Annotated in this window: 22 protein-coding genes and 1 pseudogene; 6 read left to right on the top strand and 17 right to left on the bottom strand. The window is 50.8% G+C overall.

The window, feature by feature from the left end; translation table 11 throughout:
• Window positions 1-36: 36 nt before the first annotated feature.
• Window positions 37-1677 (bottom strand): phosphoenolpyruvate carboxykinase (ATP), encoded by a 1641-nt coding sequence (locus HGKM_RS02345; protein ID WP_019133729.1) that lies wholly within the window; start codon window positions 1675-1677, stop codon window positions 37-39.
• A 181-nt stretch (window positions 1678-1858) separates the two neighbouring features.
• Here HGKM_RS02345 and trhA point away from each other — a divergent pair, with 181 nt between their 5' ends.
• The 3 genes from trhA to HGKM_RS08180 all read left to right on the top strand — a co-directional run bounded on the left by trhA (window position 1859) and on the right by HGKM_RS08180 (window position 4457).
• Window positions 1859-2536 (top strand): PAQR family membrane homeostasis protein TrhA, encoded by a 678-nt coding sequence (gene trhA / locus HGKM_RS02340; protein WP_019133728.1) that lies wholly within the window; start codon window positions 1859-1861, stop codon window positions 2534-2536.
• 9 nt (window positions 2537-2545) lie between these two features.
• On the top strand, window positions 2546-2974 hold the full coding sequence (locus tag HGKM_RS02335; RefSeq protein WP_019133727.1) for a hypothetical protein: 429 nt from the start codon (window positions 2546-2548) through the stop codon (window positions 2972-2974).
• A gap of 676 nt (window positions 2975-3650) precedes the next feature.
• Window positions 3651-4457: a PDDEXK family nuclease gene (locus HGKM_RS08180; RefSeq protein WP_019133724.1), complete on the top strand. Its 807-nt coding sequence runs from the start codon at window positions 3651-3653 to the stop codon at window positions 4455-4457.
• 2 nt (window positions 4458-4459) lie between these two features.
• On the opposite strand, the gene HGKM_RS02325 is transcribed toward HGKM_RS08180, so the two are convergent.
• Window positions 4460-4936: a hotdog fold domain-containing protein gene (locus HGKM_RS02325; RefSeq protein ID WP_034579328.1), complete on the bottom strand. Its 477-nt coding sequence runs from the start codon at window positions 4934-4936 to the stop codon at window positions 4460-4462.
• A gap of 23 nt (window positions 4937-4959) precedes the next feature.
• Window positions 4960-5820: a YitT family protein gene (locus HGKM_RS02320; protein ID WP_019133722.1), complete on the bottom strand. Its 861-nt coding sequence runs from the start codon at window positions 5818-5820 to the stop codon at window positions 4960-4962.
• Window positions 5821-6046: 226 nt separating this feature from the next.
• On the opposite strand from HGKM_RS02320, the gene HGKM_RS02315 reads away from it, so the two are divergent.
• Window positions 6047-7246, top strand: coding sequence for a glycosyltransferase family 2 protein (locus tag HGKM_RS02315; protein ID WP_019133721.1), 1200 nt, complete (start codon window positions 6047-6049; stop codon window positions 7244-7246).
• 727 nt (window positions 7247-7973) lie between these two features.
• On the opposite strand, the gene HGKM_RS02305 is transcribed toward HGKM_RS02315, so the two are convergent.
• The 7 genes from HGKM_RS02305 to HGKM_RS08175 form a co-directional block, all read right to left on the bottom strand.
• Complete coding sequence (locus HGKM_RS02305) at window positions 7974-9080, bottom strand: hypothetical protein (protein ID WP_154645903.1); 1107 nt, start codon at window positions 9078-9080, stop codon at window positions 7974-7976.
• A 114-nt stretch (window positions 9081-9194) separates the two neighbouring features.
• Window positions 9195-9638, bottom strand: coding sequence for a hypothetical protein (locus HGKM_RS02300; protein WP_019133718.1), 444 nt, complete (start codon window positions 9636-9638; stop codon window positions 9195-9197).
• 90 nt (window positions 9639-9728) lie between these two features.
• Entirely contained in the window at window positions 9729-10430 is a 702-nt protein-coding gene (locus HGKM_RS02295) for a DUF4367 domain-containing protein (protein WP_019133717.1), read from the bottom strand.
• Window positions 10411-10971, bottom strand: coding sequence for an RNA polymerase sigma factor (locus HGKM_RS02290; protein WP_019133716.1), 561 nt, complete (start codon window positions 10969-10971; stop codon window positions 10411-10413). Before HGKM_RS02290 ends, HGKM_RS02295 begins: the two co-directional genes overlap by 20 nt.
• 503 nt (window positions 10972-11474) lie before the next feature.
• Complete coding sequence (locus tag HGKM_RS02285; RefSeq protein ID WP_019133715.1) at window positions 11475-11924, bottom strand: hypothetical protein; 450 nt, start codon at window positions 11922-11924, stop codon at window positions 11475-11477.
• Entirely contained in the window at window positions 11921-12826 is a 906-nt protein-coding gene (locus tag HGKM_RS02280) for a DinB/UmuC family translesion DNA polymerase (protein ID WP_019133714.1), read from the bottom strand. The genes HGKM_RS02285 and HGKM_RS02280 overlap by 4 nt, the downstream gene beginning before the upstream one ends.
• Window positions 12827-12942: 116 nt before the next feature.
• The gene (locus tag HGKM_RS08175) at window positions 12943-15378 is read right to left on the bottom strand and encodes a cell wall-binding repeat-containing protein (RefSeq protein ID WP_019133713.1); all 2436 of its coding nucleotides are present in this window, start codon (window positions 15376-15378) and stop codon (window positions 12943-12945) included.
• A 216-nt stretch (window positions 15379-15594) separates the two neighbouring features.
• On the opposite strand from HGKM_RS08175, the gene HGKM_RS02270 reads away from it, so the two are divergent.
• Window positions 15595-16467, top strand: a complete 873-nt coding sequence (locus HGKM_RS02270) for a pyridoxamine kinase (RefSeq protein ID WP_019133712.1) — start codon at window positions 15595-15597, stop codon at window positions 16465-16467.
• A 62-nt stretch (window positions 16468-16529) separates the two neighbouring features.
• On the opposite strand, the gene thyA is transcribed toward HGKM_RS02270, so the two are convergent.
• The 3 genes and pseudogenes from thyA to HGKM_RS02255 all read right to left on the bottom strand — a co-directional run bounded on the left by thyA (window position 16530) and on the right by HGKM_RS02255 (window position 20067).
• Complete coding sequence (thyA, locus tag HGKM_RS02265) at window positions 16530-17360, bottom strand: thymidylate synthase (RefSeq protein WP_019133711.1); 831 nt, start codon at window positions 17358-17360, stop codon at window positions 16530-16532.
• A gap of 564 nt (window positions 17361-17924) precedes the next feature.
• Window positions 17925-18563: pseudogene (locus tag HGKM_RS08990) on the bottom strand (epoxyqueuosine reductase QueH); the annotation flags it as partial.
• Window positions 18564-18660: 97 nt separating this feature from the next.
• On the bottom strand, window positions 18661-20067 hold the full coding sequence (locus HGKM_RS02255) for a uracil-xanthine permease family protein (RefSeq protein ID WP_019133709.1): 1407 nt from the start codon (window positions 20065-20067) through the stop codon (window positions 18661-18663).
• Window positions 20068-20707: 640 nt separating this feature from the next.
• Here HGKM_RS02255 and HGKM_RS02250 point away from each other — a divergent pair.
• Window positions 20708-21217, top strand: a complete 510-nt coding sequence (locus HGKM_RS02250; protein ID WP_019133706.1) for a GNAT family N-acetyltransferase — start codon at window positions 20708-20710, stop codon at window positions 21215-21217.
• An 80-nt stretch (window positions 21218-21297) separates the two neighbouring features.
• Here HGKM_RS02250 and HGKM_RS02245 read toward each other — a convergent pair whose 3' ends face one another.
• The 4 genes from HGKM_RS02245 to HGKM_RS02230 all read right to left on the bottom strand — a co-directional run bounded on the left by HGKM_RS02245 (window position 21298) and on the right by HGKM_RS02230 (window position 24618).
• Complete coding sequence (locus tag HGKM_RS02245; RefSeq protein ID WP_019133705.1) at window positions 21298-21978, bottom strand: ABC transporter ATP-binding protein; 681 nt, start codon at window positions 21976-21978, stop codon at window positions 21298-21300.
• On the bottom strand, window positions 21975-23159 hold the full coding sequence (locus HGKM_RS02240) for an ABC transporter permease (RefSeq protein ID WP_019133704.1): 1185 nt from the start codon (window positions 23157-23159) through the stop codon (window positions 21975-21977). Before HGKM_RS02240 ends, HGKM_RS02245 begins: the two co-directional genes overlap by 4 nt.
• The gene (locus HGKM_RS02235) at window positions 23152-24171 is read right to left on the bottom strand and encodes an ABC transporter permease family protein (RefSeq protein WP_019133703.1); all 1020 of its coding nucleotides are present in this window, start codon (window positions 24169-24171) and stop codon (window positions 23152-23154) included. Before HGKM_RS02235 ends, HGKM_RS02240 begins: the two co-directional genes overlap by 8 nt.
• A gap of 63 nt (window positions 24172-24234) precedes the next feature.
• Entirely contained in the window at window positions 24235-24618 is a 384-nt protein-coding gene (locus tag HGKM_RS02230; RefSeq protein WP_019133702.1) for a hypothetical protein, read from the bottom strand.
• Window positions 24619-24671: the final 53 nt, after the last annotated feature.

Genomic DNA, 24671 nt, shown 5'->3' with positions numbered 1-24671 from the left:
TTGCCCGGTCGGGGTTTTTCTATTCCAAATGATGGATTATTTTTTCAAGGTTTCAATGACCTTCCGAAGGGCCTGGGCCGCTTCGTCGGGAAGCTGGTTGAAGTCGTCCAGGTTCTCGATGTAGTCGAGTTTGACTTCGAAGGAGTGGGTGGCCTTGTCCTTGTAGCCTTCCTCCTGCTTGTCCGGTTCGAAGCCTTCCACCGGCATATAGTCGAATTCTTCCAGACCCAGCCAGGGCTTCCACTGATCCTTCTTCTCGACCAGGTTTTCGATGACGCCCAGGGTGACTTCCTTGGGGATCTTCTTATCCATGTAGAAGCCGGTGTTGAGGATGTAGCAGGCGGTGTCGTTTTCGATGAGCTCCAGGAACTTCCGGTAGTCATTGGCCAAGGGGTAGGTCCGGAAGGGGTTGGCATAGGGCTCGATGACCAGAGCGGTGGGGTCCACGCCCTTGGCCAGGCGCTCTGCGGAGGTTCTCTTGGTGGAGAGGGTGGCCCCCATGAGGGTGCCCATGACCTTGGAGTTGACCCGGAGGAGGGGGGGCAGGGTGGGATCCTTCATGATCCAGAAGATGGCGTCGATGGGGTCGGACAGGCGGTCGACCCGGTTGGGGGACCAGAGTTTGGATTTGATGGCCCGGCCGTTGCCGTTGCGGATATCCTGGGTGATGGGGACGATCTTGCCCTCATCATCCACTGTGGCTCCGCAGTTCTGGAGGCTCAAGAGGTAGGTGTTGTCCGGGGAGTCAGTAGGATAGTCCTGGGTCTTGTCGAAGTAGGTGGGCTCCATGGCAATCCCGTATTTTTCCGCCACGTTGATGACAAAGGCGTCGTCGTGGAGGATCTTGATCTCATACTTATCGCCATGCTTGGCATGGGTGATGGTGGATTTCCCGGAACCGGATAGGCCGAAGACGGCCATGGTGTAGGGGTCGTCCCCTTCGTGGAGGATAGTCTTGGCCCCGCCGTGGCAGGAGGCATAGCCGTTGCGGTTGGCGATGGACCAGGCCAGGGTCAGGGTCCCCTTCTTGTGCTCGCCGAAGTACTTCATGCCCAGGAGGGCGGCGCAGTTATGTTCGCTGTCGAAGTAGGTCAGGCCCATGGGATGGTCGGGGTGGGACCATTGGGGGTCGGAGAAAACGAAAATATCGGTCTCTTCGATCTTCTTGGATTCCTTATACATCTCGGCATACTTGGTAGTCAGGGGCTGGAAGTTCAGCATCCAGTTATAGAGGAGGTTTTCCTCGCCTTCAGGAAGGAGGAGGTGGGCCCGGACCATGAAGTCCTCATCCAAACCAATGACGGTCTGGGCATGGTAGAGGGTCCCCCAGCGGGAATCGTAGATGGCGTCCATGACCTTCTTGTTGAGGTCGTCTTCATCCACGCCCTTGAAGCCCTGGATCCGGCGGGCGGCTGCCGCTCTCCCGGTGACTGAGCCGTCGTTGAAGAGCAGGACCTTGGAGTCCTTCCGCAGGCCCATCACCTCAGGTTTATAGATGGGCAAATCCGTGACAATGGTCCCCGGGGACTTGACGGCCAGGTCGTAGGCCGTCTGAATATCATTCACTTCAATGACATTGTTCCCATAGAATGGGGTCATGACCAGGGACCGGAGTCTGGAAATATCCTTGTTGTCCGCATTAATCTGGGACCGGTTAAAACCAAGAATCGTTGACATCGCATATCCTCCTTTTAAGAAACAGTTTGGCAAAGTTCTGCTTGTATCATATTTATCATACCCGATTTTATCCATCCGGAAGAAAAATTATTGTCCTCCTCCTTTTTTCCTCCACCAGCTCCCCTTCTCTTTTGCGTTATAATGAAAAAAATGATTCCACCAAAGGAGAAAGGAGGCCCCCATGGACCAAGCCCAACGACAAGACCCCGTCCAAGAAGCTCAACGAAAAATGCGACTCAAACTGGAAATCCTCAATTCCGTCACCCACGGCATCGGTGTCCCCCTGGGCATCCTCTTCCTCGTCATCCTTATCTTAACCCAGGTCCGCCGCCAGTCCATCCCCGGCATCGTTGCTTATGCCATCTATGGCGGCTGCTTCATCTGGCTCTTCCTCTGCTCCACCGTCTACCATGCGGTCCAGCCCCCCAAGGCCAAAGCCATCCTCCGGATCTTTGACCACACGGCCATCTACCTCTTCATCGCCGGGTCCTTCACGCCCCCCATCTTCTTCCTGACCGAAGGCCTCCCCCGGATCCTCTTCATGGCCCTCATCTGGACCATCGCCATCGCCGGAACCCTCTTCAAAATCATCACCTACAAGAACTACGACAAGTGGATTCGGGTCACGGTCTTCCTTTATATTGCCATGGGCTGGTTGGGTCTCCTCTTCCTCAAGCCCATCATCCAATACGGGCTCTGGAAATTCTTCTTCCTCATCGCCCTGGGCGGCATCCTCTACACCGTCGGCACCTACTTCTACCGGAAGACCGAGTGGAAGTGGCACCACGTCATCTGGCACCTCTTCGTCCTGGCCGCTGCCGTCACCCAATTCTTTGGCTTCTACCTTTACCTGTCTTAGGAGGATTCTATGAGGAAAAATATTGTCTTTTTGCTGGCTTTCATGATGGTGGTCCTTTCCGCCTGTGGCGGGCCGAATGCCCCTGAAAGCCAAAGCTCGGAAACGCAAAGTGAGGCGGTGGAATCCGGTGCAGTAGAAGCTGAGGCAGACGCCCGCCCCATGGTCAAGGTCGACGGCGTGGTTTATGCGGACACGGGCTATAAAAACGCTATGGTCACCTGCGGCACGCCCGATGGGGAAATCAAAAGCACGGTGGATAGAAGCAAGACGCCGGCCAATGATGATGAATCCAACTTCGGCAAGGGCTATGCCTACCAAAGGTGGGAAAAGGGCTATCTCAATGTCCGGACCGATAATGGCTGGACCCTGTTCCGGGATATCAAGCTCAAAGAAGAAAGCGACCAAATCCCAAAATGGGTCGGGCAGACAAACCCTTGAAGGAAAATCGGTTGAAGTCTATTTTGGCAGAGAAATCAAAAACACCCAACCTGAAAGCTCCATCCCCATCTCGCTCGAAGAAATTTACCGCATCTCTGTGAAATAAAAGTTGAAGAAAAGCCTTTCGGCTCATGCATGGCTCCCAAAGACCGGATCTCCCCATCCGGTTTTGGGGGCCATGTGTTTTTTGGCCCGCCTGGTGGGTCCCCGGGGCTTATGGAAGCCCCCCTGTCCCCCGACTTCTCCAGATGAGGAGGCCCATGGAAGCCCCCCTTTCTCCTGGTTTCGCCGAATGAGGGGGCTCATGGCAGCCCCCCTGTCCCCCGACTTCTCCAGATGAGGAGGCTCATGAAAGCCCCCCTGTCCTCCGATTTTGCCACATGAGGGGGCTCTGCTTGGCCCCCTTTCCCCCAATTCCGCCAAATGAGGAGGCTCATGGAAGCCTCCCTGTTCCCCGATTTCACCATATGAGGGGGCTCCGCATGGCCCCCCTGTCGCCTGAATCCGCCATTTGAGGGGGCTCCGCTCCGCCCCCTTCTCCCCGATTCTGCCAAATAAGGGGGCAACTTGACCCACCGGCGGGATTTTTCTCCTCATTTTTAAGACTCTGCCAACACATTTCATGTGTAAGAATAATAAGCATATGGCGGAGGCAGATAGAAATAAAGGAGAAGTTGTGAAAAACATAGTAAAAGAAAAAATTCAGCTTTTAAATGACAATCTAGAGAAGATCCAAGTGGAGGCTATCGACGGGAGCTTGTATATCAAGTGCGAAAAACATAGGACTCAGTTCTATCATCAGAGATATGTTGAGGGGAAAGCTACCCGCCGATATATTCCCGTGAGCGACATAGCCCTTGCCCGCCAGCTGGCCCAGCAGTCTTACAACCGGTCGGTCGGGGCCCTCCTCTCTTCGATCAAGGGGAAAGAAATGCGAATCGAAGAGATTGACCGGGCCATCGATGACCTGCTTCTGGGCCTCTGTCCGAAGAGGAGGGGGCTCATCACCCCTGTCCAACCGACCTTGCAGGAGAAGCTGGCGGAGTGGAAAAACAGGAGTTATCAGGGGCGGTCATTCCGCCAAGATGACCCCCTGATTTATACGAACAACCATGAGCGGGTCCGGTCAAAGACGGAGAAGATTATTGCGGATGCCTTGGAAAAAGCCGGGGTGACTTATAAATATGAGGCCCCACTCCTCATGGAGGACGGGGCCACGGTTTATCCGGATTTTACTTTCTTTGATCCAAGCACGGAAAAGGAAATCTATTGGGAGCATTTCGGTTTGATCGGCGACAGCAATTATATGGTGAATGCGGTCAAAAAAATCCGTGCCTATGAGCGGAACGGATTTCGACTGGGCTACCGGCTCTTCGCCACTTTTGAAGGAGGGGGCCTGAGTCCGGATTATGAGCGGATCGATGATCTGATTGAGACGATTTTCATCCCCTTGATCCCTCCTCAGGCTCGGACCCCCTCCTGATTTTACATGTCCTTCTTCACGTCCACAGCCACCATCTTGGCCTTGGCGCGAGGCTGGCCGGCGGCTTCCATCTCCATGATGATGACGGCCTTGCGGTCGGTGAGCTCTTCCAGGCGGCTGGTCACGGTGACCGGCTCATTCATGGGCACCGGGCGGAGGAAATCGACCTCCAGGTGGGCCGTGATAAAGCGGCCAATGACCGTGTCCGGAGTCAGGTCCAGGCCCTTGTTCTTGTGGGCAAACCAGGCGGCTGAGGCGGTCCCATGGCAATCGAAGATCATGGCGATCATGCCGCCAAAGAGGTTGGCCGGGACGCCGCCGGTAAACTGGTCATCCGGCGTGACTTGGCAAACGCAGGTCTCCCCATCCTCGCCGGGATAGGATTGGAGGTGGAGCCCACCCTCATTCTTGGGCCCGCAACCCCAGCAATGCTGGAATCTTTCCCCGTAAGTGTCTTGAATAGAAATCTTTTTATTCATTTTTTTCTCCTTTTTTTGTTTTTTCATCGCTCAGCCTCATGGCCCAAAACCGGCTTGGGGATATAGCGGACTTCGGTCACGTTGTAAATGGTGACAAAGGCCTGGGGATCCGTTTTTTCCAAAAAAGTCATGAGCTGCTGGTATTCCTGCTTGTTCACAATAGTAATAATCTCTCGGCGGGGCTGGAGGTCAAAGCCGCCGATCGCCTCATAAATCGTAGCCCCACTCCGGAGTTCCTGGAGAATGAACTGACGGACCACCTCCTCCCGGGAGGTCATGATGCAGACCCGCTTCTTCCCCGTCTGGCCGAAGATATAGTGGTCGAGGACGATCCCGTTGAGATAGGTCCCCAGGAGGGAAAGAGCCACGGTCTTCGTGTCATAGACCAGGGCCGAGGAGAGAGCGATGGCAATGCCGGCCAGGGAGAGGGCCTGGCCGATCTCCATATGGAGGAAGCGCTGGAGGATCTTAGCCACGATATCCAGGCCGCCGGATGAGGCGTTGTCATTGAAGAGCATGGAGAGGCCAATGGAGACCACAAAGATGTAGCAGGCCACATCCAAAGTGGCATCGCCGGTCAGAGACCCATTGTTGGGAAGGAGGACCTCATAAAGGCGGAGGAGCAAGGGGAGGAGGATCGAGGTGTAGACCGTTTTTCCGCCGAACTCCCGGCCAAAAAGGATAAAGCCAATGATCAGTAGCCCCACATTCATGACCATGGTAATTTGGGCGACCGACAGGGGAATAAAGTGGGTCAAGACAATAGACAGGCCCGTGATGCTGGATACAGAAGCTTTGCTGGGCATAAGAAAAAAGAAAATGGCAGTAGCGATGATAAAGGTGGCCACGCTAAGATAGAGAATGTTGCCGGCCAGGTCCAGCATCCGATTCGACCTCCCGGTGGGGACCTTCCATGATTTCGGTTTCAAATCGTTTTCCTCCCTCCTGAAGATGAGTGTTTATTATTTTTCTACCTCCTGTATTGTACCTCAAAACAGAAGAGAAAGACCGGCAGATAACATTTGACAGAAGGAGGACGAACAAATAAACTAATACTACAAAAATACTGCAATCATTGGGAGTCCAGTCCATCGGGTCCAAGGAGAAATTATGCCTGTTTTTAAAGCTGTTTTTTATATCCTCTTCGTCCTTGTCAACTTCTATGGACTCTATTTTTTTGTCATCGGCTTAAATTTTTTCCGCCGAGGAAAAACTTACCCGGAAGCCAAGATCTTCCATAAATTTGCCATTCTTATCCCGGCTAGGAATGAGGAGGCGGTCATCCGCCAATGCGTGGAATCCCTGGGCAAGCTTGACTATCCGGATGAGGCCTATGAGGTCTTTGTCCTGGCTAATAACTGCACGGACCGGACCGTTGAGGAGGCGAAAAAAACAAGGGCCACCGTCCTTGAATACAATGAGAATATTCGGAACAAGGGCGACGTCCTCCACCGGACCTTCATCGACCTCCATGACCGTGACTTTGAAGCCTACCTTCTTTTCGATGCCGATAATACCGTCGATCCAAATTTTCTTGCCGAGATGAACCGGGCTCTGGATGCCGGCTTTGAGGCTTGCCAGGGCTTCCGGGAGGGGCAGAACCCCTCCGCCACCTGCGTTTCCAGTGCCCACTCCATCTATTTGCTGCTTGTGGATCTTTTTTATAACCATTCACGGTCCGTTTTGAGCATGAATGCCATCATCACCGGAACCGGCTTTATGGTCAGCAAGGCCCTCCTGGATAAGTCCGGAGGCTGGAACACCTCGACCCTGACTGAAGATATCGAATTTACCGTCCAAAATTCCCTTTCCGGAAACCACATCGCCTATGCTCCAAAAGCTATTTTTTATGACGAACAGGTGATCACCCTGTCCCAATCCCTTGTCCAACGGTCCCGCTGGGCCAAAGGGGCCAAACAGGTTTTTGAAAAAATGGGCCGGTCAACGATCAAATCCATTTTCACGGATCAAGGGAAAAACCCCTTTGATTCCCTGATGATGATGACCGGAACCTATATGGGAAACATCGGCTTGATTTTACCCATCCTGACCCTCATCTTGGTTGGTTTTGTCAATACCACGACGGGCATCCGCCTCCACTTTACCTTGATGAACTTTCTCTTCATGGTCCTTCCGCCCACCCTCCTTGCTCTTTTCATCACGATCTACTGTAAAAAAGGCCTGCGAGACTACTGGAAGGGAATCCTCTTTTTCTGGTTCTTCCTTCTGACCTGGATACCGGTTAATCTCTATGCCCTCTTTTCCAAGAGCATGGACTGGAAAGAAATCAAGCACGGGCTCAAGGCCTAAGGTATCAACTCCCATAAAAACAAGCCCTTGGTCTTCCAGTCCCTGGACAATCCCTACCATGTCCTGCTTGCTTAATAGACCCTGAAAATTCATCTCGACTTGAATATCCTTTAACCCGACTTCCGCAAAAGTGGTCGGTTCAAGGCATACTTCAAGGCGATCACCCTCTTGATAGGTTAAGCCGGATGAATGCTCGCCGACGATGGGAAGGACGTGACCATTGATTTCAACCCTATCCTTCACGGTTGCCTCTCGGTATCCCGCATTCACAACGACCCCTCCCGGGTTCTTCTCTAATTTTTGCTTTACCTCCCAACCTACTGCCGCATCTCCGGTGTGTCAGGAAATATCATGGTCCTCATCAAAGCTTATCCAGGAAAAACGATGGGGATTGGGGATGGTGGCCAGAATTTTTGCATCCTTCCGATCCATCTTATCCATATGAAAACGAATAGGGTTTGCGTTAAATCCGTTGGGACCATGAAATCCTGAAGCATAGGAGGAAATCTCTGCATTGCTATAGAAAAGGAGGATAACGAAGGCGACAAGAAAACCAATCGTGGTAAGGACCGGGAGAAAAGCGGAATGATTAAAAATTCGAAAATAGCGGATGAATTTTTTTATAGGCAAACGGGGCGGCACGTATTAACATGCCGCCCCACTCCTTTCCGTATTGAGTCTATAGGACCTCGTTCATTCATTTGGGATAAGTCTCCTGCTCTTTCAATCAGTCCACTGCTAGCACAGCAGAGACATAGTATCCATCTGCTACATTCAGCGGATAGCTATTTAATAATTCAAAACTTGGTAATTGAAACTGATATATGCCTGCCTGATTGGCAACAATAAAACTATTTTCAACAATAGCCGTATTTGTTAGTGTTACTTTAAGGTCCTTAAATGTTTCCCTTCCATTCGGTTCAATGATCGACACCTGCGTTCCTTGATCAACTACGGGATCGTAATGCGTGACGATGAGATCTTGTTGGTATTGATAAATTGCATGCGGTGAATCCTTAGAAGTTGAGATCTCTTCGATTGTAAAATTATCCTGATGAATTTTTAAGATTTTCCCTATCGGAGCATACTCTTCATCCACATTCACCGTAACAAAGAGATACTCGGAATCCGCTATACCAATCCCTGAAAGCATTCCATATTCAGAAATATCCTCTTCCTTCAGCAAGTTCAATTCGCTCGTATAGACGTGCATTGTACTAATATACTTGTTGGGATCTACTGGATTCTCCTGCATATCAAAGGCAAATAACTTATGATTACCGGCAAATATACAATAAAAATGGACTCCTGGTAACTCAACCGTCTTACTCGATTGATTTTTTTTGTCCCACGCCTCCAAACAACTGACACCATTTAGCGTATTAATAGCGTATACTCTGTCATCGGCCGCTGCCATATGATTAAGTGCAATATGCTGAAATGGATATTCGGTTATTTCAAGTGACCCTTTATTCACACCGATCACTTTTTTTGTATCCTTTTGATTTCCAAGACCCTGAGGGATGAGAAATAGCTCGCCATGATCCTCAACCGGAACATAGAAGGGGGATCCCAAGGCCGCGTAGGAGAGTTCTTGCTCCTGGGCTGCCTCTAATTCTGAGTCAAACCATAAGATTTTCGAATGATATGCACTCTCCGTTGTAATAACTACGCCAAAATCGATCGAATCCCTATCCAGTTCTGATAGTGTCTTGTTACGGTTAACTGAACACGCACTCAAAAGAATAAAAAAGAGCAAGGCCTCTGTAAAGAATATACACTTTACAATTTGTGGCTTTTTCCCGGTTTTCAGCTGTTGAATCCGGCCAGACATCATTGTTCTACTCCTTAAATTGATTATTTTCTATAAACGATAATCGTCTTATCTGTTGAAACTAACTCCATTGGATGAATAGCACCCAAAAATTCAGAGGTATTCACCCTCCTTTCAATAATATTTACTACTACTCGTCACTGTCTTATTTTCGACATCAGTCCCCTTATAAGATTGAATAGTAGCAAGCAGTCGATAAGCATAACCTCTACTTACTCTGTGGCTTTCAGAAATGATCAGTTGATAGAAGTTTGTAGATTCTGAAAATTCTCTAATGGACGCCCAACGGCCATTGGTATATTGTTGTAGCATTACCTTTGCTTGAATTCTTGAGGTAGTCCCCCTATAACCGACTATTTGGCATTTCACAGTTGCTTTTCCAGTAGAATCAATGGTTAAATAAGCGTTTGCTGTAGAAAGGTATTCCATTCTTTGGAGGATCAACCGGGGTGTCTCCACTAGGATTTTTGTGTTACAATCCTCTGCTCTTGCAAGAATCGGGAAATTGAATAGACATAGAGCCAGGCCGGCAATTAAGAGACTCTTCCTTTTTTTCATAAAAAATAACCTCCTTCTTTCTGCTCTTACTTATATAACGAAGAAGGAGGCCATTTTGTGACCCAAAAATAAATATTTTATTAAAAAATTCTACGATCCCAACATTTTTTTAACGATTTGCATTAAAATATCAGCTTTTACATCTCCTAATATCTGGTACCGACATTCATAGTCATGCCAAAAGAAAAAGCTCATCCCATTTTTTTCAAAGTAGGAAACGGTTACTCCTCCTATTTTTTCTTGATGAAGTATTGTATCTTCGGTATCAATTATTATCTGCTCATCAACAAGCGGATGTGTAGTAAAGAAAATTTCATTTCCAGCCGCATTTTGATAGAAGATTTCTAAAAAGTCTTCTGTTTGCTTTCGAGAGGTCTCCTTGAATCCGGGTGCCAAAGACCGGGGTTCTTTCGGCTTCCAAATCCAATCACTCTCGCTTGACGCACCGGGGAGGGGCTCTTCATGGACAGAAATCGTCATAAAGTCAGTAAATGTTTTACGAATAAAAAGAAAGATTGACTTTCGTGACATCTCCCCGGCCAGGACAGAACCTAGCGTAACGAGGAAGCACAAGGTCAAAACCGCTGCAATGGTTACCGCACGAGGTGATGAAAAAAGGAATCTTTTCTTCTTTTCCTCCGATTGAAAACCAATGATTTCTTTCCTCCGCTCTTCAAAGGAATCGGAAAACACATGATTCAATTCCTCTTCTTTTGGCAAAGCCATAAGATCCTTCTCAACGATTTTTGGAATTTCTTTGTATAGAAACTCATCATCCAATTTTCTTTTCATGGTCCGACCCCCTTTCCATCAAGACTTCCAATCTTTTTTTCGCCCGCGAACACCGCTTTCGAACCGTCGCCTCCGATAAGTCAAGAACCTGTGCAATAGCAGAATAGGGCAAACACTGATCATATCTCAGCTGGAGAACGGCTCTGTGCTCGAAAGAAAGCTTGCGGAAGGCTTCTTCCAAGCTTGAATCCCCATCTTCCGAGGAATCCTCATCTTCCAAAGAATCCTGGTCTTTTGTCAGCAATTTTTCCACTTCATCCACCGGCAAAATGATCACCTTCTTTTGCCGTTTCAGGCAATCAAAGGCGATATGCTTGACAACGATATACAGGAGCGCACCGGTTTTATGAGGATCTTTTTCATCAATATGGTCTAGATGAGAACGGACACGCAAGAAGGTATCCTGCACGGCATCTTCCGCAGCCATGGGATCCTTCAAAATTTGAACCGCAAAATAAAAGAGCCTCTGTTGGTAGGATTGATAGAGTCGGCTTAGTTTTTCTCGATTGGCTTTCTCTTCCTTTCCTATCAAAAATTCCATAACAAACTTCTCTTTCTCCCGGCATTTTGACCAGGCATCCTTTATATGATTTGCTATACTGCATTCTCTAATGAACAGGATATCCCTTGATTTCATTATCCACAAGAGGAACCGGAAAGGCGGCCCTGGCAGTGGCTCCTGCCCTGGGCTCCGAACTCATGAGTTGCTCGGTTCCAGGAGACCCCAGACCCTGATTACCTCGGAATTTTGCGGATTATCAGGGTTTCATCCCCTGACATTATCGCTATATGCCAAATTATCAGGGCCTTTTTTTGCCCTGCTATTCTTGAAATTCTCTAATTTGACAGGGTTTTTCCCCTGACATTCTTCGGTCCTGGTCTTTTATCAGGGCCATTTTTGCCCCTGCTACTTTTGAGATTCTGGAAATTGTCAGGGCTCCGGACCCTGATTATCTCGGGAATTAGCGGATTGTCAGGGTTTTTGGCTCTGGCGGGGCTAGGAGCTGGCGAGCGCATGATGTTCCCAGGTCAGGCTAGCCCTGGTCAACCTTCCCCCACTCCCTCCCCCATAATCTCCACTTCTCTCAGCTGGTCAATGGGGATTTCCTCCCCATCCTCGAAGAGGAGGAGTCGTCGGAAGGCCCGGATCTCGGCGACCCGCCCTTCTTTGACAAGGTAGGCGCCGCCTTCTTTTCGCTCATCCTCCCGGAAAAAGCGGATCCGGATGCAGGGGTGGTCTCCAGCCCGGCCCCCAGGCCCTTCCGCCAGCCGGTCGGTCAAGTATGCCAGGGCTCGGTTGATCTCATCCACCTCATCTTGGGAGACTTGGGCCTTCTCTTGGGTCGGCCGCCCCGCTTCTTGGATGGCGACCTCATAGCCCGTCAGGGCCTGGAAGGGGGAGAACTGGGCGGCCCGGTTTTCCCGGGACATCCGGGGGTGGTTTTTGGGCTCCCATGGGCCCAGGTGGGCAATCTTTTTGTATGCGTCTTTCATGCCTTATGCCCCCCAATCCGGTCATTCCGGTCCTTGGCCGTGGCACCTTCTTCCAGGTTCATCCCACGAAGGACCGCATTCTTCCCATACTTCCTCTTAATCTCCACCAGGGCCTCCTGGACCCGACGCTCCTTGTCCAGGTCCTTCTTCGGGGCCTCTTCCCCGCTCCGGCCACCCGGTCCCTCGTCCCCGGCCTCATCCATCCGGCCAAAGAAATCCAGCTGGGAGGCCTGGTCCGTCCTGACTTCCCTCTCAGCCATGACCCGGTCGGCCACGACATACAGCCGCCGGATATAGAGGCGAGGGTCCACCACCTGGTCGAAAATCCGGGTCAGGGCCTCCATAATGACCGAGGATGCGGCCGTCTCCATCCCCAAGGGGAGGGACTTGTGGGCCTCCTTCGGCAGCCGGCGGCCGTACATATCCTTCTTGTCTTCTCCATGGTAGGCCTGGGCCAGGTGGGGATCCCGGAGGTTGACCACGTCATAGCCCACGGTCAGGGAAACCTGGTCCGTCACCAGGCCCCTGGCCACCAGGTCCAGGGCCAGGAGGTCGGCCATCTCCCGCATGACCAGGCGGGCCTTATCAAAGGAATAGGGGGTGGAGAGGACCTGGCCCCGGGAGAGGGACTTGGACCGGGGGACATAGGCCTTGATGTCCGAAATTCGGCAGGGTTCGTAGCCCCAGGCATGGTCGATGAGGAGCTCCGCATTGACCCCAAAGAGGTCATAGAGGAGGTCCTCATTGTAGGCGTGGCCCGGCTCCCCCACCGAGCAGAGGGCGATATCCCCCATGGTGTGGAGGCTGTACTTGGTCAGGCGCTGGGCCGTCCCCCTCTCCACGCACTCCACCGAGGCATAAAACGATTTTAAGTCAATGGATAAATAGGTTCGCTCCGCCATGGTTCCCTCCTTTCTTCTTTATTGTACATGAGGGGGCAAAAAAAGAGAAAAGGGGAAAGGCCACCGGGCCTTCCCCCTTTTCCCTATAGACTAAGGAGAGAAATAATCGGAAAAAACTATTTGATGAGATTGTCCGCTCCGCTGGCGACAGCATCATCCACCGCAGCATCCCCGCCAAGGACAATGACTTCCTTGATCTTGGACTTCTTCAGATAGGAAGCCACCGCATCCGGGAGCTTCTTGGGCTGGACCAGGAGTATGGGGGCTTGCTTTTCGGCAGCGACAGGACCGGCGACTAAGGCGTCGGCAAATTCTTCGCCCGTTGCCAGGTATGCCAGCTTGGCTTCCACCATTTTTTCAGCGATCATGGCCGACGTTTCATAGCGGGTTTCCCCTTCCAAACGGCTAGCTCCGGGGAGGGCAGCGGCAACGGCTTCAGAAACCGCCTTTTTCCCACCTAAGATGGTGACATTCTTCACGCCCAGGCTCTTGATGCCGTCCTTGACGGATTGGGGCAAGGCATCGGGACGGGTGAGGAGGATGGGGCGGGCTTGACCGGCGGCCAATGGAGAAACTGCAAGGGCGTCGGCAAAGTTGGTTCCGGTGGCGACGTAGACGCCGTCCACGGTCTTGTTGGCCTTAGCGATGAGGCCGGCTAACTTGACCGAGGTATCATAGCGGTCGGTCCCGTCAATGCGGGAAACTTCCAAACCCTTGATGTCCTTGAGTTCTTTCTCACAGGCCATGGAGAGGGCCTTATCTCCGCCGACCAGGATGGCTTTCTTGGCACCCAGTCTGGCAATTTCCGTCTTAATGCCGTCATAGAGGAAGTCGGTCTTGGAGAGGAGGATGGGGGCCTTCAGCAACTTGGCATAGACGGAAGCCGACAGGGCATCGGCAAAATCGTCGCTGCGGGCGATGAGGACGGTGTCCGCCTTCTGGTAGGCCTGGGCATTGGCCAAGGCTGTTTCCAAACGAGTGGACCCGGCAACCCGCTGGGGGGCCTGGCGGCGGAGGACGGTGAACCGGTCATAGATATAGGCCTCCTTGTCCACCTTGGAGGTCTTCTGGTCATAGTGAAGCTTGTAGGTGGTGAATTCGGCACGATCGGCCGTCATATCCACAATGACCACGGTGGTATCTTTCTTCTCGCTGGAGGGAGGCACTTCTTTTGCCCCGTTCTTATCCAGGAACTTGTAGTCCGGGGTCAGGGGGTCGCCCTTGGTGATGTCCTTGGTATAGTCAACCGCTTCATACCACTTGAGACCGCCGGCATGCTCGGAAACCATATGGAAGGGGGCGTTCTTGACATGGTAGAAGACATTTCCTTCCGCTGCGGTGTTGGCTTGGGTTGCCTTTTCCCCTTGGGCATTGATGAAGCCACGGGAGTAGACATGGTCATGGCCGTTTAGTACCAGGTCAATATCTAAGTCGGTGAAGACCTTGTTCATGGCCTTGCGGTAGGCGGCCACATCGTCATCACTGATGTGGGAGGCCCCGGTATAGAGGGGCTTGTGGAAGCCGACCACGGTCCATAGGCCCTCTTCCTTGGCTGACTTCACTTCCTGCTTGAGGTAGGCCATCATCTTCTGGAAGTTGGCATTGTTGGCCAGGTCCTGGGTCTCATAGGAGGCATTGTTGAGGATGATGAACTTCATGGGACCGGCGACATAGGAATAGACGCCTTTGACAAAGTCGGTGTCTTTTTCGTTGTTGTAGATGGGGTCAGGGACATTGATCCGACCGTTGAAGTCGGTGGTGTCGTGGTTTCCCTGGGTGGAGAGGAGGAGGTGGTTGAGGAGGGCCTTCTGGGTGGCATTGGGATACTGACCCTTATTATTAAAGAAGTCTTCCCATTCATGCCCGAAAGGCAGTCCCGATGCCTTCTTGTCATTGGCATCCTTGGGCGTGTCCACCTTGGATTGGACCTCATAACCCTTGTCCGTATGGTCCCCGGCAATGTAGATGAAGTCGAGGGAGTTCTTGGCAGAGATCTCGGAGATCAAGTTGAAGATGGCCCCGGTGGCCTCTCCGTGCTTGCTGTTGTGGACCTGGGGGTCGCCCAAATAGGCAAAACGGACATGGCCCGCCTGGTTCTTGCCGATGGCGGTCTTGAACTGACCTTTTTGGGTCTGGCCCAGGGCCTCAACGGTATAGGTATAGAGGGTATCCGCCTCTAAGTCCTTGAGTTCAAATTGGTAAGTATAAACATAGTCGTTGGTGGAGTGGGCAATCTTGGAATGATCCTTCCTATCGAAGTAGGGATCACCGCCCTTGTTACCATTGGCCAGGCTTTCTTCAAAGACGACGACATCGCCCTTTTTGACTTGAAGTTTTCCCGGCCCATCCGTCTTGGTAGCAAAAGAGATGTTGGCACCAAAGCCATTTTTGGAACTCTCTGAATAGTCCCCAACATGGGCATTGATGGACAGGATCTTGTTTTCCTGAGCCTCTTCCGCAAAGGCCGTCATGGGCAAGGCAAAGGTCAGGACCAGAGCCAAAGCCAAGAGGCCGGCAAGAAAGCGTAGGCCCTTTGATGATTTGGAATACATGAGTTCTCCCTTCATTTTCAATAATTTTGGGGCAATCCACACAAACAGGAATGCTCATTTTTCATTCTAAAGGCCCATTGTAAAGTTCATGTTATGAGGGAGAAAAAACTATTCTTTTTTCCTTTCGAGTTCATGCGAAAAATGAATATACCGGGGCATTGTCTACAAACCTTTTCAGGAGTAGACTACAAGAGCACAAAAAACAAGGAGGTAATGATGAAAAAAAATAATGATGTGATTCTCTATGAGCGTCAAGGCAAGTACATCCCCAGAGTGGCAGCCGTTCACGACCTCTGCGGCTATGGGAAATGCTCCCTTGGAGTGGCTATCCCCCTCCTATCCGCTGCCGGCGTTGATGTCTGTCCCTTGCCCACCTCGCTTTTCTCCACCCATACTCTCTATTCGGACTTCGTCATGCATGATACGACGGACTTCCTGCCCAAGGTATTGAACCACTGGAAGAACGGGGCCAATATGGCCCTGGATGGAGTATATTCCGGCTTTCTGGGTTCCGCCGAACAGGTGGAAATCATCCAGTCCATCTACCAGGACTATCCTCATGCCCTCCGTTTAGTTGACCCCGTCATGGGCGATGGTGGACAGCGGTATCCGACGTACTCGGAAGAGATGTGTGAAAAGATGAAAGACCTGGTGGATGGAGCTGACCTTCTCCTTCCTAATCTGACAGAAGCCGGTATTTTAACCGGGATGGACTACCCCGGTCAAAGTCCCGATGAAAAGCAGGTCCACCTCATTCTGGATGCTTTGCTGGAAATGGGGGCTAAAGTTGTTGTTCTAAAAGGGATCCAAAAAGAAGGGAAAATCATCAACTACATCCAAGGCCAGGACAGCGAAATGACTGCCGTTTCGGAAGACCTCCTGGATTTCTTTATCCACGGGACCGGGGATCTCTATGCTTCCTCCCTGATCGCCGCCCTCTATACCGGAAAGGACCTGGAAAGTGCCGTCCGCTTTGCTTCCAAGTTCGTTCATGATGCCATGCTCAACACCCGCTACCAACCCGACTATCTCCAGCGGGGTGTCTCCTTTGAGCTCAACCTCGGTCAAGTCACCGATCTATTAAAATAAGAAAAGAATAAGAAAAGCCTCCCATCCTGGTGGACGGGAGGCTTTTTTGTGAAAGAAGGGGATTATTCTGCAACAGGGATCCCCTTGATATTGGGGCCATGCTCATAGCCCTCCAGGCGGAAGGAGTCGGCATCGAAGGCATAGAAGTCGGTGATGGACTCATCGATGACCAGCTTGGGGGCCGGAAAATCTTCCTGGTCCAGGAGCTTCTCCACGATGGGGATGTGGCGGTCGTAGATATGGGCATCGGCGATAACATGGACCAGCTCGCCAGCTTTAAGGCCTGAAACCTGGGCGAACATATGGACCAGGAGGGCATACTGGGAGACGTTCCAGGAGTTGGCCACCAGCATATCCTGGGACCGCTGGTTCAGGATGGCGTTGAGGGTGTCGCCGGAGACGTTGAAGGTCATGGAATAGGCACAGGGGTAGAGGGCCATCTCATGGAGGTCCTCGAAGTTGAAGATGTTGGTCAGGATCCGCCGGGAAGCGGGGTTGTTCTTGAGGTTAAAGAGGACCCGGTCCACCTGGTCCATTTCTCCCTCGGGATACTTGTGCTTTAGGCCCAATTGATAGCCATAGGCCTTGCCGATGGACCCCTTCTCATCGGCCCACTGGTCCCAAATCTTGGACCCCAGGTCCTTGACATTATTGGACTTCTTCTGCCAGATCCAAAGCAGCTCATCATAGAGGGCCTTGAAGTTGATCTTTCGGATGGTCTGGATGGGGAATTCCTCGGACAGGTCGTAGCGGTTGACCAGGCCGAATTTTTTGATGGTGTGGGCGGGGCTGCCGTCCTGCCAGCGTGGGCGGACCTCCATCCCCTCATCCGATACGCCATGGTTGAGGATTTCACGACAATTCTCTTTAAAAATTAGGTCTGCACGGCTCATGTCCGGCTCCTTTCATTCAATACACAGGTTCAGAGACAACATTTTTTATAGGGGACGGCGGTATGGGTCATCCCCGGAATTCGGCCCTTCCCCGCGGGTGACGGAGAGGGCGTATAAAATAAAGCCATGGAAAATCACTTCGGCCAGGGCCATGGTCCGATTAAAAGAGGAGTCGCCGGAAAAGAGGAAGCCGATGATGGCAAAGACCAGGAGGATGCCGGCGAATTGCTGGAGTCGGTCAGCCTTCAGGGGGAGGGCCTGGGCAGACCGACCCGCCATCCAGAAGAGGAAGACCCGGATCCCGAAAAGAACGAGGATGATAGGGATGGCAAGGACAGCCATAACCCCGGCGATGGGGAGGAAAAGGCCGAAGGAGACGATGGTGCCAACCAGTCCAATCCCCAATACGGAAAGAATCTTCAGGGCCATCCCGATGCCGGAAATCACGGCCAGGATCTTATAGATGAGGGCAACCTTATCAAAAATCTTTTCTTGATTATCTTGAATCCACGTTTTCATCATGCTTAGGTGGCCGGGCCACCTTCCCCCCCTTCTCTCTTTATCTTGCCGAATTCTTTCCGCCTCATGAGCCCGGCGGGCTTGGTAGGAAAAAAGGCAGCCACAATAATCTTGTCGGTACATCCCATATTCATCCGTCATTTCCTTGGACCGCTTGAAGCCGTTTCTCTTCTTGAAGTCTGAGTAGAGATAGGCCACCCCATATTCTTCTTCCAGATCCCTCCCGATGGCGTTGAGCCTTTGGGCGTCCTTGTGGGGCGAAAGGGAGAGGGTGGTGGTGAAGTAGTCGTAGCCCCCCTCTTTGGCCCACCGGGCGGCTTCTTCCAGGCGGAGCCGGTAGCAAAGGCTGCACCGGTCTCCCCTCTCGGGATCCCCCTCATGGCCTCGGATCTTTTGGTAGTAGTCCTCGGGATCGTAGGTTGCCCGCTGAAAATGGATGGGGTACTTGCTGGGCAGGCGACGGATGAGGTCCTCCTGCTCGGCCTCCCGAAAGTCATATTCCTCCTTGGGGTAGATGTTGGGGTTGTAGTAGTAGACGGTGATTTCAAAATAGTCGGACAGGTAGTCCAAGACATAGGTGGAGCAGGGTCCACAGCAGGAGTGAAGGAGGAGGCGGGGAGTCCGCCCCTCTGCTTGAATGCCTTCGAGGATTTGGTCCAAGATCAATTGGTAGTTTTCCCCCATTTTCCCCTCCTTACCGGTCCATGTCACTCCATTTTACCATAGAAAAAAGCCCGGCTGATTCCTTTTGCCGGGCTCTTTCTTTAGGCTTCTTTTTTTATTAGTCGAATTGGCCGGTAGGCTCTTCGCCGTCACTGTAAGACCAGTTGTAGGGCTTACCCTTGAAGGTCGCATCGGTTCCGGAGAAGTTGACGCCGGTGGGGGTCGGATGGTCGTCAGAGAAGTCGTAGTCCTTGCCGGGGAGGAGGGCATTCAGGAGGATGCCGACCAGAGCGGCAATGGCCAGTCCGGACAGGGTGATGGTGGTGCCGAAAACATCGAAGGAAAGTCCGGATACGCTACCGGTGAAGCCCAAGGCGGAGACGAAGATGGCCGCCGCAACGATGAGGTTCCGGGACTTGGTGAAGTCCACCTGGTTCTCGACCAGGTTCCGGACGCCGACAGCGGAGATCATCCCGTAGAGGATGAGGGAAACGCCGCCAATGATGGCCATAGGGATGGACCGGATGAAGCCGGAGACCACGGGGAAGAAGGAGAGGATGATGGCGAAGACGGCAGCCAGGCGCATGACGGCGGGGTCATAGACTCGGGTCAGGACCAGGACGCCGGTGTTTTCTCCGTAGGTGGTGTTGGCTGGGGCGCCGAAGGCCGAGGCTAATGAGGTGGCCAGGCCGTCGCCCAGGAGGGTCCGGTGGAGGCCGGGATCCTTGAGGTAGTTTTTCTTGACGGTGGCGGAGATGGCCGTGATGTCACCGATGTGTTCCATCATGGTGGCCAGGGCGATGGGGGTGATGGAGATGATGGCGGAGGGGTCCAGCTTCATGAACCGGCTGGGGTCAAGCGGGAGGGCCACCGCCTGGGCCGCCTGCATGGAGGAGAAGTCCACCCGCTTCAGAAGGAGGGCAACCACATAAGAGGCGACGATAGCCAGGATGATGGGGATGATCCGGGCCATGCCCTTGCCCCAGATGTTGAAGTAGACGATGACCGCAATGGCGACGGCGGCCAGGAGCCAGTCCGTGGAGGCGTTCCCCACGGCAGAGGGAGCCAGAGTCAAGCCGATGGAGATGATGATGGGCCCGGTGACCACAGGGGGGAAGTACTTCATGACCCGGGAAACCCCGAAGGCCTTCACTAATCCCGCAATGACCACATAGACCAGACCGGCAAAAAAAACACCCCCACACGCATAGGGGAGCATATCCAGGTTGGGCGCATCGTTGATCATGGGTGCTACGGCTGCGTAGCCTCCGATAAAAGCGAATGAGGATCCGAGAAATGCGGGAACCTTGCCCTTGGTTAATAAATGAAATAATAAAGTGCCTAGACCCGCCATAAATAAGGTGGTCGAAATATCCAAACCGGTCAACAGAGGAACTAAGATGGTCGCCCCAAACATGGCAAACATATGTTGAAGTCCTAAGAGACCCCGGGTCCCGATGGAGAGGGACCGGACGTCCCAAATGGCTTCCTTTCCGAGTTCTACTTTCTTCGATGGTTCTTTCAAGATCGTACTCCTCTCGATTTATGCAATTGCACCCAAAATTTCAACTAGTATAGCAAAAAAAGAGGTCCCTTGTCCAATCTTTCGGCGGAGATTTTGGGGCGGGGTGGGGGCGTGGCAAGGGGACGGTGACCAGAAGGCGCGGGGGCGGGCGGGGTTGACCTTGGTGGCCCCCTTATTTGGGGAAATCAGGGAAAAAGGGGGCTATGCGGAGCCTCCTCATTTGATGGAATCGGGGAATGAGGGGGATAAACTGAGCCCCCTCATCTGGCGAAATCGGGGATTAAGGGGGAAAACCTGGGCCCCCTTATCTGACGGAATCGGAGAATGAGGAGGATAAACCGAGCCCCCTTATCTCGCGGAATCGGGGAATGAGGGGGATAAACCGAGCCCCCTCATCTGGCGAAATCAGGGATTAAGGGGGAAAACCTGGGCCCCCTCATTTGGCGGAATCGGGGAATGAGGAGGATAAACCGAGCCACCTCATTTTGCGGAATCGGGGAATGAGGGGGAAAATGTTGGGCCTCAAAATCTACCTTTATTATCATTTTAGGGATAAAATATAAAAACACCAAAAGCCCTATCACCATGCCTTCATGACGCATGATTTCTATCCATTCAAACAATCAGGGAGGAAGCGATAATGATCGAAACAGAAAGACTTGTTCTTAGAAAGCTTCAGGAAAGCGACTTAGATGCCATTTTTGCCTGGGCATCCGATGAAGAGGTGTCGAAATACGTCACCTTCCCTACTCATCGAACAAAAGAGGATACCAAAAGAATTTTAGACCTCTGGTTACGCCAATATGAAGATGAAGATACGATCCGGTTTGCTATCGTGAAAAAAGACAGCTCTGAAGTGATGGGAATGATCGATGTACCCAGAATCACTCCCGAAGGATATCCTGAAATCGGATATTCTTCTGCAAAAAAATATTGGGGAAAGGGCTACATGACAGAAGCTTGTAAAGCCATGGTTGCCTATCTCTTTGAGCGTGGTTATCAAAAAATACTCATCAGAGCAAGGGTTGAAAATATCGGGTCAAACCGGGTGATCGAAAAATCCGGTTTTGTCTTTATCAAAAGAGAAGAGGTCCATCTGGAGAAGCTGGATAAGATGGTAACCTTGAATTTCTATGAGATGGAGAGGTGAGGAATTGAATTTGGGCACTATTTTCAAGTTGTACTTGAAAATAGTGCCCAAACTTCATTTTTCTATTCTTTTTCCCTTTTTTATGACTCACTGGGGAGGCCGGTCATCAACTTTCCGTCGCGGATATGGATGATCCGCTGGCAGAGGGAGGCGATTTCTTCATCATGGGTGACCATGAGGATGGTCATGCCCGAATCATGGAGGCTTTTCAGGAGTTCAAGGATGGACATGGAGGTGACGGAATCCAGGGAGCCCGTCGGCTCATCCGCAATGAGGATGTCGGGCCGGGCAATCAAGGCGCGGGCGATGGCCACCCTTTGCATCTCGCCTCCGGATAGCTCCTTGACCTTTCTCTTTTCAAAGCCGGGGATTTGGCAGATATTCAAGACCTCTTCCACCGACATGGCTTTCTTCTTCCGGCCCTTTTGAAAGAGAAGGGGAAGGGTAACATTGCTCTCCACGCTTTCATTGAGGAGGAGGGCAAAGTTCTGGAGGATGATCCCCACATGAGAAGCCCGGAAGTTGGCCAGCTCATGCTCCTTCAGGGTGGTCAGGTCAAGTTGGTCATAGAAGATGTGGCCCGAGCTGGGTCGGTCCAGACCCGCCACCATATGAAGGAGGGTGGTCTTCCCCGCCCCGGATTTTCCGGTGATGGCCATCAACTCCCCGGGAGCAATGTCCAGATTAATTTGGTCGAGGACCAGGTTCTCGTTGCGCTTTCCTTTGAAATAGACCTTGGATAGGTTTTTTAAGCTGATCATTTTATCTCCTTTTTCAGTAAGAGGGCCATGGGAAGGGTCATGAGAGCCGCCAGGACAAAACTCAGCCCCACAAGAAAGGCTACCCGGTTCCAGCGCAGGACATAAGCTAGGCTCCGGCCGAATTTGGCATAACGATAAGTCAAGAGCATGAATAGAATATAAAGGCCGACACAGAAAAGCAGAAGGAGAGCACAGGCTCCAAAGTACATGACTAAACAGGATCGACGAGAGGCTCCACAGAGCCGGTAGACACGAAATTGAGGAAGGAGCTTCTTCACATTTAATATAGCTAAGCTGACCAATCCGGAAACGAAGATCAGGCCCACCGTCAAGTTAAAGGGCAAGTCATTGATCAAACGTTGAGAAAAAATCTTCTGGGTCTTATCTGCTAGATCACTGATAGCGTAGGTCGGTGCTGTTTCCTTGCCTTTGTCTACCAGTTTCTTCAGAAGATCGGGCGAAGCTGTATCGTCAAAGTAATAAAGTTGGAATCCCATAGAGTTCCCTTTGACATGAGCATCAACACCTAAAAAGTGTTTGACATACAGATCTTTTTGGGCAAACATGATCTTTAAGTCAAAATCCTCCCCTGAGTAAAAAGACTGGCCATCGTTTAATAATTCTGTTTCTAGATAAGGAGCCAATCCTTCTATTGTCATATTGTCTAGAAAATTCGGTTTTTCTCTCTCCTGGTCATCCCACACCATGGAAAAGGGAATTTTTTCACCAAGGCTATTTCCTTGGGCACCTTTAGCCGTACTCCCTAATGCAATGACCTGGCCGGACTCCGTGAAGGAATCCGATGGATATCTACCACTGGAGAGATGAGGCATAAAAATTTTGGCCGTCATGGGATCATAGACTGTAAGAGTGGCCAGTTCTCCGTTTTCTTCAATCTCCGTAGAAAAAATCTCCGCCTTCCCTTGATAAGCTTTTAGTTTTTTTAAGGACTTTTTCCAGTCATTTTCCTTCCCCTGAAGGTCAGTGTTCTCAAATCGCACAATACTTGTTTGAAGAATGGGGCGATCCCGATAGTACTTGAGCAAGTCTCTGTTTTCGTCATAGCGATTCAGGGAAGTGGTAATGATAAAAAAGGTCAAGCAGGCCTCTGCTACTAGAACAAAGGTAAAAAACTTGTTCTGAAGGATCATGCGTCTCAGCATCTTTAGAAATTTATTCATTCCAATTCTCCTTTATCAAGCTTCCCAAGGGTTTGGAAAGAAGGATACTTGCCATTATCTTTGTCGCCAACCAGATTACTGCATTGGCTAAGAGAAGAAAAACAAGGACATCGGTAAAAAGAAAATAATGGCTTAACCGATGGAGAACCAAAAAGAAGAGGATGAGGACAAAAACACTGGCCACCGCACTATAGGTCATCATCTCCCATGCAATGAGGCTGCTTCCTTTCCTTTGGGATAATCCAAAAGTCCGAAGTATCGAGAGCCCTCTTTGTCGGGTCGAAAGGACATAGTTGAAGAGAGCTAAAATATTTAGGCCAATAAAAATAAAAAGAACCATTAAGTAGAGTAAAAGAGCCCCCTTCTGTTTCACCATTAAATCATTTTCAAAATCTGGAACTGCAATCTCTCCAATGGACATCCCTTGACTTTGAAGAGCTTCAACAATTTTGCCCATCTCCTGACTGCTGGGAAATCCCTCTAAAAATAATTGAACAAAAACCTGTGAGAACCCCATTTTTGAGAAGGAAGCAGGACTGATGTAAACCCGCAGGGGCCGACCTTTTTCATAACTAATATTCTGATCATCTTCACCGATGATTAAAAATTCTTGACCCTCAATCATCAACCGGTCTTTTCCCGTCACCCTTTGATAACCTGCTGGGACGATAACCCCTTTCGGGTTTTCCTCCAGCTTTTTCAGCAAATCGGTCGACAGATAAGAATTCTGGGATAGTACTGTGATTCCTTCCTCCCCTTCCGTAGAGGCAGACCACTGAAAGTTGCGGACGCCCGGAATATCAAGGAGTACTTTTCCTGCTTTTTCATCCATGTCGCTCAGGGTAAAGCGTAGAGGAAGAACATAGTCCCCTTTTCCATCAACGACACGAGCCGCATAGCCGGAGATTTCGGCATTACTAAAGAAAAGAAGAAGGCTGAAGGATAAAATAAAACTTAAAATAATGAGGATAGGAACATATAGAGGTCGGCTAAAGATCTGGAAATAACGCATCATTCTTCTCATGAATATGTGGGGCTTGTATAGTAACTATACAAGCCCCCCTCCTTCCACTCTTTAACGGACTCTTAAATAGAGCTGACCTTCGCTATTTTTTGTCTTCGAATATGAACCAGAATCAAAATAATCAACGCCTGAAAGCTCAACAATTGCCCGGCGTCCAGTATCTACTGCATGTTTACCGCCTGCCCAAGCTTCACAAATTGATGTTTGGTAGGAGGAAGAATTGATTTCTGCTTTTAACCAGGCATCATCGTTAGGAAGCCATGATCCAAAATCGTATTCTACATACATGCCCCCTCTTTTTAACCAATCTTTCTGATTTCGATTAACTGTGGCCGATTGTGTAAAAGCGTAAGTTAGGCCTGATGCCAAAAAAGTGAATATAAGAAACGATAGAACCAGCCTTTTTACAGTTACGTATTTAAAATACTTTTTCATTGACAGCTCCTTTCGAATTTCTTAAATAGCCCCTACCAAAAACCCTCCTTTCA

Source organism: Kallipyga massiliensis ph2 (genome assembly GCF_000311985.1).
In the GTDB taxonomy this organism is placed as follows: Bacteria; Bacillota; Clostridia; order Tissierellales; family Peptoniphilaceae; genus Kallipyga; species Kallipyga massiliensis.
The sequence above is the reverse complement of the archived record's forward strand: the minus strand, read 5'-3'. Positions and strand labels throughout refer to the sequence as shown.